This is a genomic window from Novosphingobium sp. ST904, from assembly GCF_001298105.1.
GTDB lineage: Bacteria > Pseudomonadota > Alphaproteobacteria > Sphingomonadales > Sphingomonadaceae > Novosphingobium.
On record NZ_LGJH01000127.1, the window covers coordinates 1 to 16267 of the forward strand.

Here is a 16267-nt window from a genome sequence, read left to right on the forward strand (position 1 = left end):
GGTTTCGCTGCGCAGGAAGCCGCCAAAACCGCCAAGGTGATCCGGGGATAGAGATCGGCCGTCGCCACCCCGATCCGCGCGTGTCCGCCGCCAGCCGCGTTCGGCCTCGCGCAGGTCCGGCCGGCGCCGCAGCAGTGCGGCGCCGTCTCCTATCGGCAGGGGCGGTGCGCCGGCGAGATCGGGCGGGCGGGAACAGGCCTGCGCCGCAGCGGGGACGGAACGCGGTGTCTCCCCCAGCAGCGCCGCCAGTTCGAACAGCGCGACCTGCCGCTGCGCTTCCAGCGCCGGGATCGCGGCGCGGGAACCGGCCGCGGCGGCTGCGGCGCGCTCGACATCGAAGCGGGCGGCTGAGCCTGCCTTCTCCTGCGCGGAAACCAGATCGCGGCTGCGGGCCGATGCCGCGGCGGATTCGCGGGCGACCTCCAGCGCATGGGCATTGGCGCAGGCGCCGAGATAGGCGCGGGTGGTTTCCGCCGCCACCAGCACGCGCACGCCGTCGCGCGCGGCCTCGACCGCTTGCGTATCTGCATGCGCGGCCTCGACAGTGCGGCTCACGCGGCCGAACAGGTCGGCTTCCCATGACAGCGATGCGGAAGCGTTTCCGGACCACTGAGCGCCTGCCAGTTGGGCCGATCCGCCCTGTCCGCCGCCGAACTGCACGGAATCGCCGTAGCCGCCGCCCGCCGAAAGCGCGGTCGAAGGCAGGCGCCCGGCGCGCGCTTCGGACAGGACGCGCGTGCCTTGGCAAGGTTGGCGGATGCCGCGCGAAGATCCGTGTTGGCGGCAAAGGCGCGGGCGACGAGATCGTCCAGCACGGGATCGTTGTAGAGCCGCCACCAGTCGTCGGGCAGGGGAGACGCCGGATCGATCCCCTCTGCGCGGGTCACGAAGGCTTCTCCGGCCGAGGCGGGGGCGGTAGGGCGGCGGTAGTCCGGCCCCGCCGCGCAGGCTGCGGCGAGCAGCGTGCAGAGCGCGGCTGCGATCGGGCGCTTACGCATGGGCCAGCCCTCCTTCGCCAGGCGCGCTGTCGGCCTCTGCCCGGGCTTTCGGGCGATGATCCCCGGCGAGCAGCGTATAGATCGTGGGCAGGACGAAGAGCGTGAACAGCGTGCCGATCAGCATCCCCATGACCACCACGATGCCGATGGCAAAGCGGCTGGCGGCGCCCGCACCGCCCGCGAAGAGCAGGGGAACGAGGCCCGCGACCATCGCCGCCGTCGTCATCAGGATCGGGCGCATGCGCACGGCGGCGGCATGGCGGATCGCTTCGGCGCGGTTCCAGCCGTGGGCGTGCTGCATTTCGTTGGCGAAGGAGACCATGAGAATTCCGTGCTTGGAAATCAGCCCGATCAGGGTGACGAGGCCGATCTGCGTGTAGATGTTGAGCGTGGTGAACCCGAGGTAGAGCGGCACCAGCGCGCCCGAGACCGCGAGCGGCACGGTGACGAGGATGACCAGCGGATCGCGGAAGCTTTCGAACTGGGCGGCCAGCACGAGGAAGATCACCACCAGCGCGAAGGCGAACGAGACGGTGAGCTGGTTGCCCTCGTGCACGTACTGGCGGCTGTTGGACAGCCAGTCGACGGTCATGCCCGGCGGCAGCGGCTGGGCCTTCAGGAAGTCCACCGCCTGCCCCATCGTGACGCCGGGCATCAGCACGGCAGAGATCGTCGCGGAGTTCATCTGGTTGAATTGCGGCAACTTGTTGGGCTGGGGATTGATGGTGATGCTGGCCACGGTGGACAGGGGCACGAGACTGCCGGACCCGGTCTTCACGTAGAAGCCGCCGAGACTGTCCGGCGTCAGGCGCCGGTCCTGCGGGACCTGGGTGATGACGTCGTAGGACCGGTCATGCCAGTTGAACCGGTTGACGTAGTTTTCGCCCACCATCAGCGCCAGCGTATCGGCGATCTCCGCCATCGAGACGCCCAGTTCGCCCGCCTTGGCGCGGTCTATGGCGACGTGGGCTTCCTGGCTGTCGAACGCGAGGTCGGCATCGACGAAGGCGAACAGCCCGCTGCCCCATGCCGCGCCCTTGAGCGCTTCCAGCGTGCGATGGATTTCGGGAAACTCGTCAGACGAGCGGATCACCATCTGCACCGGCAGGCCGCCGCTGCCCGCCGGGAGCGGGCTGTCCTGGAATGCGGCGGTGTAGACCCCGGTGACGGCGCGGCCGACCCGGCGATTTCGGCCTGAACCTGATCGGCGCTGCGGGTGCGGTCCGCCCATTCCTTCAGGATGATGCCGCCGAAGCCCATGTTGGCGCCGTTCGCGCCGCCCATGTCGAACCAGCTGTCCGCATATTCGGGCACCTTGTGGAACAGCGCCTCGACTTCGGCGCTGAACCGCGCGGTGTAATCGACATTGGCGTATTGCGGGGCTTTGGTCTGGACGAAGACGTAGCCCATGTCCTCCTGCGGGGCGAGTTCGCGGGCCGCGCCGGTGAAGAACACCACGCTGGCGCCCAGTATGGCAAGGCCCGCCAGAAGCACGGCCCCCCGTGCGGCAAGAGTGCGGCCCAGCAGGCGGTCGTACCGTGCGGTAAGGCCGTGCATGGCGCGCTCCAGCGCCTTTTCCAGCCTGCTCTCGCCCATCTTGGCGTGAAGCAGGCGGCTGCTCATCATCGGCGACAGAGTGAGCGCGATCACGCCCGAGACGATCACCGAACCTGCCAGCGTGAAGGCGAATTCGCGGAACAGCGCGCCGGTCATCCCGCCCATCAGGCCGATGGGGGCATAGACCGCCGCCAGCGTGATGGTCATCGCGATTACCGGGCCGACGATCTCCCGCGCGCCTAGCAGCGCGGCCTCGATCGGGCTGGCGCCGTCCTCGATATGGCGGTGGATGTTCTCCACCACGACGATGGCGTCATCCACCACCAGGCCGATCGCCAGCACCATCGCCAGCAGGGTCAAAAGGTTGAGCGAAAAGCCGAAGGCCAGCATCAGCGCCGCCGTGCCCAGCAGCGAAAGCGGGATGGTGACGACGGGAATGATGACGGCGCGGAACGTGCCGAGGAACAGGAAGATCACGACGATGACGATGGCCACCGCCTCGATCAGCGTATGTTCCACCTCGTCGATCGAGGCTTCCACGAAGTGCGCGGTATCGAACTGGCTGCGGACTTCGAGACCCGGCGGGGCGACGCGCTGCATCTGCGGCAGCAGGGCCTTCACGCCGGCCACGATTTCCAGCGGATTGCCGTCCGGTGTGGGAGCGATCGCCACGGTTACGGACTTGTGCCCCGCCGAAAGTGCCTGCGCATCGTAGTTCTGGGCGCCGAGTTCGACCGTGGCGACATCGCCAAGCCGCACCAGCCCGCCGGAAGAGCCGCCATTGACGACCATCTGGCGGAAGGATTCCACATCCCGCAGGTCCGTGCCCGCGGTGATGTTGATCGCGGTGCTCGCGCCCTTGAGCTGTCCGGGGGCGGCCTGGACGTTGTTGGCGCGCAGGGCCGCGCCGATATCGCCGGCGGTAAGGCCGCGTCCGCCGAGTTTGACGGGATCGACCCAGATGCGCATCGCGGGCGGCGCGCCGCCGCTGATCTCGGCCGAGGCGACGCCCGGCACCGAAGTGATGAGCGGGCGCGCCACGCGGTTCACGAAGTCCGCGATCTGCGAGGCGGAAAGCCGCTCGCTGGTGAAGGCGACGTACTGGATGGCCGAGGCGCCATCGGTGATCTTGGCGATGGCCGGATCGGTGACGCCTTCCGGCAGCCGGTACTTGACCTGCTGCACCTTGGCGAGAACCTCGGTCATGGCGCGGTCGGCATCGGCGTTGAGCACGAGCTTGGCGGCGATATGGCTCCGCCCCTGCGTGGAGGTGGAGGTGAGGTACTCGATGCCGCCAGCAGTCGCGATGGACTGGGCGATCGGCGTCGTCACGAAGCCTTGCATGACGTCCTGCGTCGCGCCGGGAAGGCCGGTGTCGATGGTGATCGTGGCGCTTTCCATGCGCGGATACTGGCGGATCTGGAGGGCGAAGACCGCGCTCAGGCCGACGAGCAGGATCAGCAGGCTGACCACGATCGCCAGGATCGGGCGGCGGATGAACAGATCGGTGAAGCGCATGTCAGCCGGCCTCCTGCGCGGAAAGCCTGGTGACCCTGACCTGCGCGCCGGGCTGGACGCGAAGCTGGCCTTCGGAAACGATGACGTCTCCCGCGCGGATGCCGTCTGTCACGACCACTGCGTTGCCGATCCGCGCGCCGACCTGCACCGGCACGATCTCCGCCGTGCCGCCCTTGCGGGCATCCCTGCCGCGCACCGCGATCACGCTGTCGCCCTGTGCGGATGTCTGGATCGCGGTGGCGGGCACCACCAGCGCGTCCTTGCGCGGGGGCAGGGTGATTGCGGCGGTGACGTACATGCCGGGTCGCAGCGCGCGATCGGGATTGGCGAGCCGGGCCTGCACCGTGACGTTGCGGGTGTCCTTGCCGATCTGCGGCTCCACGGCATTGACGCGTGCGGAGAAGGTGCGTCCGGGGAAGGCGTCGGTGGAGACGGCGACGCCGGCACCGGGCTTGAGCCGCGCCAGTTCCTGCTGCGGAACCGCAAATTCGACGTAGAGCGCATCGAGCGCCGTCAGCGTGACGACGGGATCACCGGGGTTGAGATACTGGCCAAGATTGACGCGGCGGATGCCGAGCTGCCCCGCGAAAGGCGCCCGCACCTGCTTCTGCACCAGCCTAGCGTCGATCTGCCTGACCGATGCCAGGCCCTGGTCGCGTTCGGCGCGGCGCTGTTCGAGCAGTTCGCGCGGTTCCGCGCCGGTGGACGCCAGTCCGTTCGAGCGGGCGAACTGAAGCTGCGAGAACTGTGCCCGCGCCGCCGCCGCCTGCCTGTCGGCGCGTTCCGGCCCGTCGTAGAGTTGCACGAGCAGGTCTCCGGCGGAGACCTGCCGCCCGGCTTCGAACTGGATCGCGGAAACGCGTCCCGCCACTTCCGGTGAAAGCGTGACTTCGCGCACCGCCGTCAAGGCGCCGATGGCCTCGATCGCCTGAGGCACTTCGCGCGGCGTGGCGATCACCGCAGCGACAGGGACGGCCTGCTGCGGCCATTGCTCCTCGGCGCCGCTGCGCAGCCCGCGCCAGAGGAAAAGGCCGCCGAGAAGAGCGGCGAGGGCGACGCCGGTGACCGCTATGGTACGAACCGGCCGGGCGCGCGTTTCGCCTGACGAAGTTTCCTCCATGGCCGTCACCCCGCCATGCCATGGCCGGAGGTGCCGCCATCCGCCTGGGGAAGCGCGGCGGTGCAGGGCGGCGCTTGCCGCCCGGTCCCCATCCGGTGCGCGGCAGACTTGCCGAGCGGCGGACGGATCGCCGGGTTCAAGGGCTCGTAAAACAGGATCATGTCGGCTCCTCTTGGGGATTTCCCATGGGGGGAAGCTTGCGCGGAGCAAGCCGACACGCCTCTTACAACCTCAACTATAGTTTAGGTCAACATAGTATTTTCCGATCAGGATGCCGGTGTTTAGCGATTATGTTCGCGCGGTTTTAACGGCTATACGCGCGTGGAAATCCTGAACCATGATTGAGGAATAGAGGGTGGCGGAAAATAGCCGGTCGCTGACCGTGGGCGAAGTGGCGCAGCGCAGCGGCGTGCCGGTGTCGACGATCCACTTCTACGAGAAGAAGGGCCTGATCGAAGGCTGGCGAACCGAGGAGAACCAGCGGCGCTACGAACGCCGGATATTGCGGCGCGTGGCGATCATCAGGATCGCCCAGCGCGCGGGCCTGCCGCTTTCGCTCATCAAGGAACATCTGGACCGCTTTCCGGCCATGCCGATCACTGCGGCGCAGTGGGACGTCCTGAACCGGGACTGGCGCGCGATGCTGGACGAGCGCATCACCAGCCTGATCCAGCTTCGCAACCAGCTGGACAGTTGCATCGGTTGCGGATGCCTCTCGCTGGAGGATTGCCCGCTGCGCAATCCGGGCGATCAGCTCGCATCCGAAGGTCCGGGCGCCGGCTGCTTGCTGCTGCCCAGTCGGAAAAGGCGCCGGAATAAGGCCGCCGCCGTTTTCAGCTTGCGGCGATGCGCTCGTAAAGGCGGATCAGGGCGAGCGAGAGCGAGGCCACCACCGCGCCGAGGATCATGTCGATCAGGTAATGGGTTCCCTCCACCGGGGTGGAGAGCAGCATGGCCGCATTGAGCGCCACGATCGGCCAGCGCAGCGATGCGTTGCGCCAGCCTGCCACGATATAGAGGACGGCGGCGGCCGTGTGGAAGCTGGGCGCGGACACGATGCCGCGCAACTGGCCGAGGTCCACCACATGCACGGCATGGGCGCGCAGGCCGGGATCAGGCCCGATTGCCACAGCTCGCTTTCGGGCATGTAGGCGATCGGCCCGTGCCAGAGGTGCGAGAACGGGCCGACTGCGGGCATGAGGCTGAACACCACCAGCGTGACGATCGCCGCCAGCCAGAACCCGGCGATGAACCGGTAGGCCTCGTCCTGACGACCGCTGCGGGCGGCGGTCCAGAGCAGGAGCACGGGCGTCACGTAGATGCTGCGATAGGCCACCGTTCCCAGGAACTGGAGCGCGGGGTGGGCCGCGACCAGCCGGTACCATGTGAGCCAGTCGAACCCCATGGCCATGTCCATTCGCTGTAGGGCCACGTCGGCATAGCCATGGGTCAGCGCGGCGACCGGGTAGCTGGCGGTAGCGCCCATGAGCGAGATGAGCGTGAAGAGCGCTGCGTATTCGCTGAACCGGGCCACTGCCTCCGCATGGCGCCAGCTTGTCCGGGGCAGCGCGAAACGCAGCGCGGCGGCCACCAGTCCCGCCGCGTAGTACGGCAGGTTGCTGGCGCGCAGCGGATCGATGTGAAGCCGGGCGAAATGCATCAGCACGGACAGGACGACAAGGCTGAGCAGCAGTCCTGCGAGGAAATGCCGCCTGATCGCGGGGCCGCGCACGATGAACGCCTGTGCCGGGCGCGGTGCGGTGGCTGACGGGGCCGTCACCATGCCGGCGGCGCAGGCGGGAACCGGGCCTGCAGGACCGGGATCGCCGAAAGCCGTGCCGGAAGGAGCTGGCACGGACCAGGAGGGCTGCGTCGAAGGCATTGCGTCTTGTCCGAAGGGATGAACGGCGGGCGGGATACGAGAGCGGCGATCAGCCCGAATCGTGCTTAAGGCTCGATGAACCGGACAATCGATGGCGCGCGCCATGGCGTGCGTCCCGTGCAATGTCCACATTTGAAAATCCGGGCGTGGCAGGGCGATAGCGTTGTTGTATGGACGCCCGATGCGTTATCTCACCTTTGCAATCGTTTCCGCTGCCGCAATGGCTTCCCCGGCCCAGGCCTGGGGGCCGATCGGCCATCGCATCACCGGCGCCATCGCGCAGGAGAACCTGAGCGGCATGGCCCGCGCCAATGTCAGGATCCTGCTTGGGACCGAGGATCTGGCCGAAGCCGCGACCTGGCCCGACGACATGAAGTCCGATCCGGCCGAATTCTGGAAGAAGACGGCCAGCCCGTGGCACTACGTCACCGTGCGCGAGGGCGACGCCTACAAGCCGTCCGACGCCCCGCCCGAAGGCGACGCGCTGACCGCGCTTGCGCGTTTCACGGCGACCTTGCGCGATCCGCAGGCCTCGCAGGAAGACCGGCGCACGGCGCTGCGTTTCATCGTCCACATCATCGGCGATTTGCACCAGCCGCTCCATGCCGGTGGCGGAGACGATCGCGGCGGCAACACCGTGAAGGTGACGTGGTTCGGCAATGCCACAAACCTGCATTCGGTGTGGGATTCGGGGCTGATCGAACAGCGATCGCTGTCCTATTCGGAATATGCGGGCTGGCTGTCCCGCGCGATCACGCCCGAGCAGGTCGTGCAATGGAACGAGCGCGACCCGTCCGTCTGGGTGCGAGAGAGCATCGCCCTGCGCAAGACGATCTACCCGGCAGACCCCGCGCTTTCGTGGGACTATGCCTACCAGCACCGCAAGGAGGTGGACGACCGGCTCGAACGGGCGGGCATCCGCATCGCGGCCTATCTCAACTGGATTTTCGACAATCCGCGCCGGCCCTGCGTCCGGCCAAGCGCAAGTAGCAGCTTGAGCGACGGCGGCGCATATCCGCCGCCGTCGCTTCATCTGTCAGCGCGGCGTCAGGCGGGAAGCGCGCCGACCGGGGCGGCAGCGGGTTCGGGCGCACGGGGCATGCTGCTGTCCACCGTGACCGGCTGGTCGCTCCGCACGAGGGCGATCGCCTCGGCCCTGGTCTCCACCGCGGGGGGTGATCCGCGCAGCGGCATCCCGGCGGTTTCCCGGACCAGCAGCATCGTGGCGATGCCGATGGTGGCGGCCGCCATCAGGTAATAGGCGGGTACGAGGGGATCGCCGGTCCGTTCGACCAGCCATGCCGTGACCAGCGGCGTCGTCCCTCCGAACAGCGAGACCGAGAGGTTGAACGCGATCGACAGCGCGCTGTAGCGCACCGGGGTGTAGAACAGCGCCGGCAGGGTGGAGGGCATCGAACTGGTGAAGCAGACCAGCGCCACGCCCAGCGTCATCAGGCCGAGGAAGATCAGCCAGTCGTTGCCGGTGCCGATCAGCAGCATCGAAGGGATCGCCAGCAGGAACAGCGCCGCGCAGGCCCCGATGATCATCGGCCGCCGCCCCAGCCGGTCGCTGAACAGGCCGCCGAGCACGTTGAGCGGCATCATCACCAGCATGACGATGATGATCAGCAACAGCCCCTTGCTCTCCGCATAGCCCATCGTCACGCTCAGGTAATTGGGCATGTAAGTGAGCAGCATGTAATCGGTGACGTTGAACACCAGCACCAGCCCGGCGCACTTCAGAAGCTGGCGCCAGTGGCCCCTGAACAGGGCGCGCAGTCCGGGGCGCTCGCTTTCGCGCTTGTCGGCCTGCTCCGAATAGATGCGGAAGGCGGGCGTTTCCTCCAGCTTCAGGCGCATGTAGAGGCCAAGCAGGCCAAGCGGGCCGGCGATCAGGAACGGGATGCGCCAGCCCCAGGCCAGCATGTCGGCATCGCTCAGCGCGAATTGCAGCGCGGTCACCGTGCCGGCCCCGGCGATGTAGCCGCCCAGCGTGCCGAACTCCAGCCAGCTTCCCATGAGCCCGCGGTTCCGGTCGGTGGAGTATTCGGCGATGAACGTCGCGGCGCCGCCATATTCCCCGCCGGTCGAGAAACCCTGGACCAGCCGTGCCAGCAGCAGCAGCAGCGGCGCGGCCATGCCGATCTTGGCATAGGAAGGGATCAGGCCGATGGCGAAGGTGCCCACGGCCATCATCACCATCGTCAACGCGAGGATCCGGTGGCGGCCGTATCGATCGCCGAGCGGGCCGAACACCAGCCCGCCGAGCGGCCGCACCAGGAAGGCGGCGGCGAACGTCGCCAGCGTGGCGATAAGCTGGACGGCGGGATTGCCGGTGGGGAAGAAGACATGACCCAGGGTGACCGCGATATAGCCGTAAACGCCGAAATCGAACCATTCCATGGCATTGCCGAGCGCGGCGGCGGCAACCGCGCGATTGAGCTGCGAGCGGTCCACCAGCGTGACATCGTCTACGACGAGGTCGCGGCTGGATTTGAACCAGCCGAAATGCGCATGATGCGCATGGGGTTTGGTCATGTACGTCTCCGATGGAACCGGCGCAGGCACGCAAGGGCGCGCCACAATCAGCCGGTGGGAGCGGCCGCAGGGCGGCCGTGAAAGGGTGCGATACCCGTCAGGGCATCAAGCGATGGACCGCCCCCATAGGCACGCCTACCGCAAATGTGGGGCGTTAATGGGCGAGCCGTGCCTCGGCCGGGACGAGGCGCAAGGGGGGCGCCGCGCAAAAATCGCTTTCGTTCGAAAGGTCTCCATCACTTTTTCCGGCTGTCCGCCTTGCCCAGATCGTCGCGCGGCTTGCCCCTGGAGGTGCGCTGCGCGGCGGCTGTCGCCCCGGCGAGGACCGGGCCGCAGGCGGCGGACTTGGCGTCGCCCACGTCCACGAAGGCGAGCAGCCCGGCAACCGGCGTGGCAACCACCGCAAGGCCGAGCCCCACCCCGGCCCGGCCCACCAGCTGCTTGCTGACGATGTCGAGCGAGGGCTTCGCGAAGTGGCCGTGAATCCCGACGGGCGACTGGCCGGAGAACAGGCTGAACTTCTTTCCGTCGGCACGGATCGCAAGGTCTACCGCCTCGGTATCGAAGCTGAAGCCACCGCGCCCGGTGATGACGTTCTTGCTGGTGTCGATCAGGATCGGGTCGGCCGCCGCCAGTCCGCCGCGAACGGTGAAGGCCACCAGTCCGCAGTTGATCTCGACCGGCTTCTTGAGCTTGCCCTCGAACATCTTCGACGCGAACGTGCCGAGGTCCAGTTCGGCCAGCTGCACGTTGCGGGTCCAGAACGTGCCTTGCGGCATCACGAAAGCCAGCCGCCCGGATGCGGTGGCGAGGGAATCGTGGATGGTATCGCCGCGCCCCTCCAGCTTGATCCGCCCGCGGATGGTGCCGGAAGTTCCCGCCTCCGCCACGCCGTAGCCCGACAGCAGGCGGCCCATCGGCGTGGGCGAGAGGCGGATATCGTAACTGACGGCGGAAGGGCGCTGGCGGGTGTTGAAAACGAGATCGGCGGACACGTCGCCCCGCGCCATCGAGAATGTCAGCGGCGAAAGCTTGAGCCGGCCCTGTTCAAGCGCAAGCCGCAGTGAGATGTCCTGCACCGGCACATTGCGCGAGCGGACCACGCCGACCTTCCAGTCCAGCCCGGCATCGAAGCGCTGCATCGCCTCCACCGGCAGGGCGGCGTCGGGCAGGACGCGCTGCGCGCCCGCGCCCGTTGCCGCCGCCGCCGCGACCGCGCCTTTCGAGGCGACGATATCGGGATTGTAGCCGATGAACGGAGCGGCATCGACGATGTCCAGCCGCCGCGTGGCGAGGGTGGCGTCAAGCCGCAGGCGCTTGGCGTTGGTCACCGTGAAGCGGCCGGACAGGTCCGACTGGCCGAACGTGCCGGTCATGCCGGTGAAGCGGTAAGTCTCGCCGTCCTTCACCATCTGCGCTTTCAGGGCGTAGCGCCGGGTCTGCGGGATCGCGACGTCGATGATTCCCAGCAGTTCGGAGAGATCGCGGCCCTGCGCGCGCGCGCGAAGGGGGACGCGTTCGACATCGGCGATCGAGGGCAGGGTGCCCGATACGTCGATAACGTTGTTCGCCGCCCGGATGTGCGCCTCCAGCGCGTTGCGGCCGCGATTGACCGTGGCATCGGGGGTGAGCAGGCGCGCCTCCACCCGGAACGGGGTGCTGCGCAATGTGCCGGTGCCGCGAACCGCCACGGCCTTGCCGATCCGCGCGTCGGTGGAAACCACGGGATGACCAGGAGGTCGGCCGTGAGCGGCATCTGCGGGTCGCTGTAGCGGATGCGGGTGCCGGAAACGGCAGCGCGGTCGATGCGCGGGAATTCAAGCGGCTTGCCGGTGCCGGAACTGCCGAAAGTCCAGGTATTGTGCCGGTGTGCGGCATCCCATTCGAGATCGGCCTCGCCCTGCGTCAGGTCAAGGCTGTGAAAGTGCCGGCGGCCGAACAGGAGCGAAAGCGGCGCGATCCGCGCCTCCATGCGGCGGGCGGCGAAGAAGCTGGGCCGTTTGGCCCATTGCGGGTTGGCAACGTCCAGCCCTTCGGCCACGAACTTGATCCGCAGCGGCGCGAAGTAGAGCTGGAAGTCTCCGCTCACGCTGACCTTGCGTTCGGTCATCGATGTGGCGATCCGCTCGAACGAGTGCTTGAGGAAACGGCCCTTGGTCACGAACAGCACCAGCCACACCGCGAAGATCGCGCCGACCAGCACGAGCACGACATTGCGCAGGATGCGCAAGGCGCGCGCCCGGTGTGGATTGCCGGGCGGGGCTTCCCGATCGTCGCTGTGGAGAGGCGCGTCCATGATGCGGCAAAGCGCGCGGGCAGGCCATTTGGTTGCGCCGCCGGGACGCGCCGTGCAACCGATGGGCCGAACTTCGCGCAAATGTGGCGGTTCGCGGGCATGAACGTGCCTTGCCACCTTGTAAGTTTGCCGTAAGCCGAATTGCGGTAGATCGGCATGAGTACCGCAAATGTCCGTTCCGGACGGGCGCGATGGGGGCATGGTCATGGAGAACCGGATGGATTACGAGCTGATCTCCACGACATGCGTGCCCGCTCCGATCGGGTTCTTCATCGTTCATGGAGATGGCGATCCGGCGAAAATGTCGGAGACCAGCCAGATTCTGGCATGGCGGATCGATACTTTCCGGATTCCGGGCCAGATGGTGCCGATGTCGGTGACCTGGCCGGTAACGCTCAACGGCGCGGTCGAGGATTCGGACCTCACGATCCTGCGGCCGGACGGACTTGTCGAATATCCCGACAATGCATCGAGCCGCGAAAGCTCCGATCTCGTGCGCCTGTCCAGCGTCGGGCGCTAGGTCGTAACCGATCGCGAGAGCCTTCGCGCCGGCGATTGCGACAGGGAAATCGTGGGACGAGCCGGTCTATGGCTTCGACTTGCCGGACAAAATTGATATCTGGGGAAGCAAGCCCGGTCGTGCTTTCGGCCGGAGCAGCATGCCCGGGATCGGTAAGTGACGAAAAAACAGAACGAGAAGAAGAAACCTGCGTCGCGCCGTCCCAATGCCGAGCGGCGCGAGGAATCCATGACGCTGATCCTCGACCATGCCGAGGCGGAATTCGCGTCCAAGGGATACAACGGCACCACGCTGGCGAGCGTGGCGGCCATGGCGGGCGTGGATACCGCGCTGATGCGCTATTATTTCGGCGACAAGGAGCAGCTTTTCGCGGCGGTCTTCCGGCGGCGCGGCCCGCTCATCAATGCCGCCCGCTACGAAGCGCTGGAAGCCTATCGCCGCGAATACGGCGACAAGGGAACGCTGGAGGGCCTGATCGACGCCTTTGTCCGCCCCGGCTTCGACATGGCCCAGCGGGACGAGGGGCATCGCAATTATGCGGCGATCGTCGCCTATGTGAACAGTTCGAAGGGCGCGATGCACTCGCTGATGTCCGAGGTGTTCGACGAGGTTTCCCAGGTGCTCATCGCCGACATGCAGCGCCTGATGCCGCAGGCCCCGATCGAGACGCTTTATTGGGGGTATCACTTCCTCACCGGCGCCTTCACGTTCTCGCTCGGGCAGACCGGGCGCATCGACCGGATTTCGAAAGGCGAAGTCCGGTCCTCGGATTTCGCCGGTATCGCCGACCGGCTTCCCGCTTTCGTTGCTGGCGGAATCCGCGCGCTTTGCGCATCGGCGCAGGCTTGCGAAACGGAGCGCTGACGTTCCCGCAAACATCTTTCTTTTTGAGAAAAGAAATATATTGACTCGCGCCGTCCAACGCGAGACTTTCGTCGTCAGGAGATGGATGGGCAGACGGTGCGAAAAGCGCCGCAGACCCACGACTGAAAGGGCGGCGAATGTTTCGAGGGATTCTGCTCGCATCGACATGTGTGCCCGCATTGATCGCGGCGCCGGTCTCGGCTCAGGAAGGAGCGGGTGCGGAAATAGCGCAAGCGGCTGATCGCGCGGCGGCTCCGGCCGAACCGCAGGAGGGCGCCGCCATCGTCGTCACCGGATCGCGCGCCATCCGCGACGGGTCCCAGGCGCCGACGCCGGTGACGGTGATCTCGTCCGATGCGCTCACCAAGGCGCAGCCGGGCCTGATCGCGGAAGGGCTGAACCAGCTTCCCGCCTTCCGCGGCTCCACGCGGCCGACCGGCGGCTTCACCGCCGCTACCGGCCCCGGAACCGGCAGCTACCTGAACTTGCGCAATCTGGGTACGCAGCGCACGCTCGTGCTGGTGGACGGCCGCCGCGCCGCGCCTTCCGCGCGGGATGGCTCCACCGATATCAATCTCCTGCCCGAACCGCTCATAAAGCGGGTCGATGTCGTCACCGGGGGCGCTTCGGCGGCCTACGGGTCCGATGCGGTGGCGGGCGTGGTGAACTTCGTGCTCGACACGCGCTTCACCGGTCTCAAGGCCACGCTGCAATCGGGCATTTCCGGGCGGGGCGACGTGCCCACCTACAAGGCCAGCCTCACCGCCGGGCACAGCTTCGCCGAAAGGCGCGGGCGGATCGTCGCCAGCGCGTCCTATTACGATGCCGGCGGCCTGCAGAGCGTCGCCGAGCGGAGCTGGGGGCGGCGGGCCACCGGCTTCCTCAGCAATCCGGCGGTCCCCGGCCAGCTCATCTTCCGCGACGACCTGCGCGCCTCGACCGCGGCGCCCGGCGGGTTGATCCTCAGCGGACCGCTGGCGATGCAGCAGTTCGCGCCGGACGGCACGCTCGTGCCGTTCTCTCGCGGCACCTTGCAATCCGGCCTCATCCAGGTGGGCGGCGACGGCGCGCAAGTGTTCAGCAACCTGTCCGCCGCGATCCGCACGCAAAGCTACTTCGCGCACGGCGAATTCGACGTGACCCCGACGCTGACGCTGTTCGGCGAAGGCAGCCTTGCCCTGGCGCGCAATCACTACAACCAGGTGCAGCAGTTCAACCTCGGCGGCTTCAACGGCTTCACGATCTACAGCGGCAATGCTTTCCTCGATCCGTCCGTGCAGCAGGTGCTGACCGCAACCAACACTCCCGCCTTCGCGATGGGCCGCCTGAACTTCGATTTCGGAGACCCGGCCAACGCCACCGCCAAGGCGCGGACGATGGATTTCAAGGCGGGCTTCCGTTTCACCGGGCCCTCGGACCTGCTGGTCGAAGGCTACTATGGCCACAGCAAGAACCGGACGAAAATCCGGACCGACAACAACGTGGTGCTCGAAAGGCTCTACGCCGCCGCCGATGCCGTGCGCGATCCCGCCAGCGGCCAGATCGTCTGCCGCGTCAGCCTGACCAACCCCGGTCTCTACCCCGGTTGTGTGCCGCTCAACCTCTTCGGTCAGGGCGCGCCTTCGCAGGAGGCGATCGACTATGTGGAAGGCACCGCCGCCTACCGGACGGATTTCACGCAGGACGTGGCCGACATCTCGGTACGGGCACGGCCGTTCTCGACCTGGGCGGGAGAAGTCTCGCTGGCGGCGGGCGGGCAGTACCGGCGGATCGAGCTCGACCAGGTTTCCGACGACATCGGGCCGAGCGTCAATGATGCTACCGGAATTCGCGGTTTTCCAGCGGCTTACCTCAACCAGCCGGGCGGTTATCTGCTCACCAACGTCTTTCCGGTTTCGGGCGGCTATCACTTGTGGGAGCTCTTTGCCGAAGCCGCCGTGCCGCTGGCGCGCGACCTGCCGTTCCTCCACGCGCTCGATCTCAATGCGGCGGTTCGCTACACCGATTACAGCACCAGCGGCGGGGTGACGACGTGGAAGGCCGGCCTTGTCTGGGAGCCGGTCTCGGGTGTCCGCCTGCGGGGCACGGTTTCGCGCGATATCCGGGCGCCCAACGTGCCCGAACTGTTCGCGGGCACGTTCAGAACACCGGCTCGGTGATCGAGAACGGCGTCACCGTGCCGATCATCCAGGTCACGCGGGGCAATGCCCAGCTCAAGCCCGAGCGCGCCAGGACCTACACCGCCGGCCTCGTGCTTACCCCCGCTTTCGCGCCGGGACTGACGTTTTCGGCGGATTACTATTCGATCGATCTCGACGGCGTGATTTCCTCGCTGACGCCGCAGATCACGCTCGATCAGTGCCTGGCGGGAGCGACGGCGCTCTGCGCCAATATCACCCGCAACGATGCCGGAGCGATCACGCGCATCGAATCCCCGACGCTCAATCTCAACCGCCTGAAAAGCGCGGGAATCGACTTCGAGATGAGCTACCGCCCCGGCGGCGGGATGCTGGGCGGGGCGACGCAGTTCCGCGTTGTCGCCAGCTATCTCCAGAAACAGCGGCAGGACATCAGCAACGGCACCTCGACCGACCGTGCCGGGGAGGTGGGCCTTACCGCCAACCCGCGCTGGACCGCCACGGGGAACCTCAACTGGACGCGCGGCGCCTTCGATCTTTTCGTGCAGGAGCGCTTCATTGCGGCAGGCCGGTACGACGTGACGCGGCACGAACCGGTGACGATCGAGGACAACACCGTGAAATCGGTCTTCTATACCGACGTTACCGCCTCCTACCGGGTGGGCGAAAACTTCCGTTTCTACGCGACGATCAACAATCTGTTCGATCGCGATCCGCCACTGGCGCCGAATGGCACGCTGGTGACGTTCATCCCGACGAACCCCCAGCTTTACGACGTGATCGGCCGTCGGTTCACCGCCGGCATCAACCTCACATTCTGATCGCGGAGTATAGAC

The 16267-nt window shown here is 67.1% G+C and carries 11 protein-coding genes and 3 pseudogenes; 6 read left to right on the plus strand and 8 right to left on the minus strand.

Annotated elements, in window-relative coordinates:
* From ADT71_RS30145 to ADT71_RS31220, 5 genes are all read right to left on the minus strand, one after another.
* A partial coding sequence (locus ADT71_RS30145) for a TolC family protein (protein ID WP_231635686.1) occupies positions 1 to 837 on the minus strand: 837 nt, incomplete at its 3' end.
* A gap of 153 nt (positions 838 to 990) precedes the next feature.
* Positions 991 to 2094 carry an efflux RND transporter permease subunit gene (locus ADT71_RS35270; protein ID WP_304437737.1) on the minus strand — a complete coding sequence of 368 codons (1104 nt, stop codon included), beginning with the start codon at positions 2092 to 2094 and terminating at the stop codon, positions 991 to 993.
* Positions 2088 to 4073 (minus strand): efflux RND transporter permease subunit, encoded by a 1986-nt coding sequence (locus tag ADT71_RS35275; RefSeq protein WP_304437736.1) that lies wholly within the window; start codon positions 4071 to 4073, stop codon positions 2088 to 2090. Before ADT71_RS35275 ends, ADT71_RS35270 begins: the two co-directional genes overlap by 7 nt.
* Position 4074: 1 nt before the next feature.
* The gene (locus ADT71_RS07330; protein WP_054435991.1) at positions 4075 to 5193 is read right to left on the minus strand and encodes an efflux RND transporter periplasmic adaptor subunit; all 1119 of its coding nucleotides are present in this window, start codon (positions 5191 to 5193) and stop codon (positions 4075 to 4077) included.
* 5 nt (positions 5194 to 5198) lie between these two features.
* Positions 5199 to 5354, minus strand: a complete 156-nt coding sequence (locus ADT71_RS31220) for a hypothetical protein (protein WP_156336513.1) — start codon at positions 5352 to 5354, stop codon at positions 5199 to 5201.
* A 221-nt stretch (positions 5355 to 5575) separates the two neighbouring features.
* On the opposite strand from ADT71_RS31220, the gene soxR reads away from it, so the two are divergent.
* Positions 5576 to 6157: a redox-sensitive transcriptional activator SoxR gene (gene soxR, locus ADT71_RS30150; RefSeq protein WP_369818199.1), complete on the plus strand. Its 582-nt coding sequence runs from the start codon at positions 5576 to 5578 to the stop codon at positions 6155 to 6157.
* Here soxR and ADT71_RS07340 read toward each other — a convergent pair.
* Positions 6120 to 7207 (minus strand): annotated as a pseudogene (locus ADT71_RS07340) (phosphatase PAP2 family protein); the annotation flags it as partial. The gene soxR and the pseudogene ADT71_RS07340 overlap by 38 nt on opposite strands.
* Positions 7208 to 7256: 49 nt before the next feature.
* Here ADT71_RS07340 and ADT71_RS30155 point away from each other — a divergent pair.
* Positions 7257 to 8036: pseudogene (locus ADT71_RS30155) on the plus strand (S1/P1 nuclease); the annotation flags it as partial.
* A gap of 86 nt (positions 8037 to 8122) precedes the next feature.
* On the opposite strand, the gene proP reads toward ADT71_RS30155, so the two are convergent.
* On the minus strand, positions 8123 to 9613 hold the full coding sequence (proP, locus tag ADT71_RS07345; protein ID WP_054435993.1) for a glycine betaine/L-proline transporter ProP: 1491 nt from the start codon (positions 9611 to 9613) through the stop codon (positions 8123 to 8125).
* A gap of 236 nt (positions 9614 to 9849) precedes the next feature.
* Positions 9850 to 11909: pseudogene (locus ADT71_RS07350) on the minus strand (AsmA family protein).
* Between the two features lie 169 nt (positions 11910 to 12078).
* On the opposite strand from ADT71_RS07350, the gene ADT71_RS07355 reads away from it, so the two are divergent.
* The 4 genes from ADT71_RS07355 to ADT71_RS34895 all read left to right on the plus strand — a co-directional run bounded on the left by ADT71_RS07355 (position 12079) and on the right by ADT71_RS34895 (position 16252).
* Complete coding sequence (locus ADT71_RS07355; RefSeq protein WP_054435994.1) at positions 12079 to 12429, plus strand: hypothetical protein; 351 nt, start codon at positions 12079 to 12081, stop codon at positions 12427 to 12429.
* A gap of 156 nt (positions 12430 to 12585) precedes the next feature.
* On the plus strand, positions 12586 to 13293 hold the full coding sequence (locus ADT71_RS07360) for a TetR/AcrR family transcriptional regulator (protein ID WP_054435995.1): 708 nt from the start codon (positions 12586 to 12588) through the stop codon (positions 13291 to 13293).
* Positions 13294 to 13430: 137 nt separating this feature from the next.
* Positions 13431 to 15452 (plus strand): TonB-dependent receptor domain-containing protein, encoded by a 2022-nt coding sequence (locus tag ADT71_RS31970; RefSeq protein WP_197282938.1) that lies wholly within the window; start codon positions 13431 to 13433, stop codon positions 15450 to 15452.
* Complete coding sequence (locus ADT71_RS34895; RefSeq protein WP_197282939.1) at positions 15449 to 16252, plus strand: TonB-dependent receptor domain-containing protein; 804 nt, start codon at positions 15449 to 15451, stop codon at positions 16250 to 16252. The genes ADT71_RS31970 and ADT71_RS34895 overlap by 4 nt, the downstream gene beginning before the upstream one ends.
* The last annotated feature ends 15 nt before the right edge of the window (positions 16253 to 16267 follow it).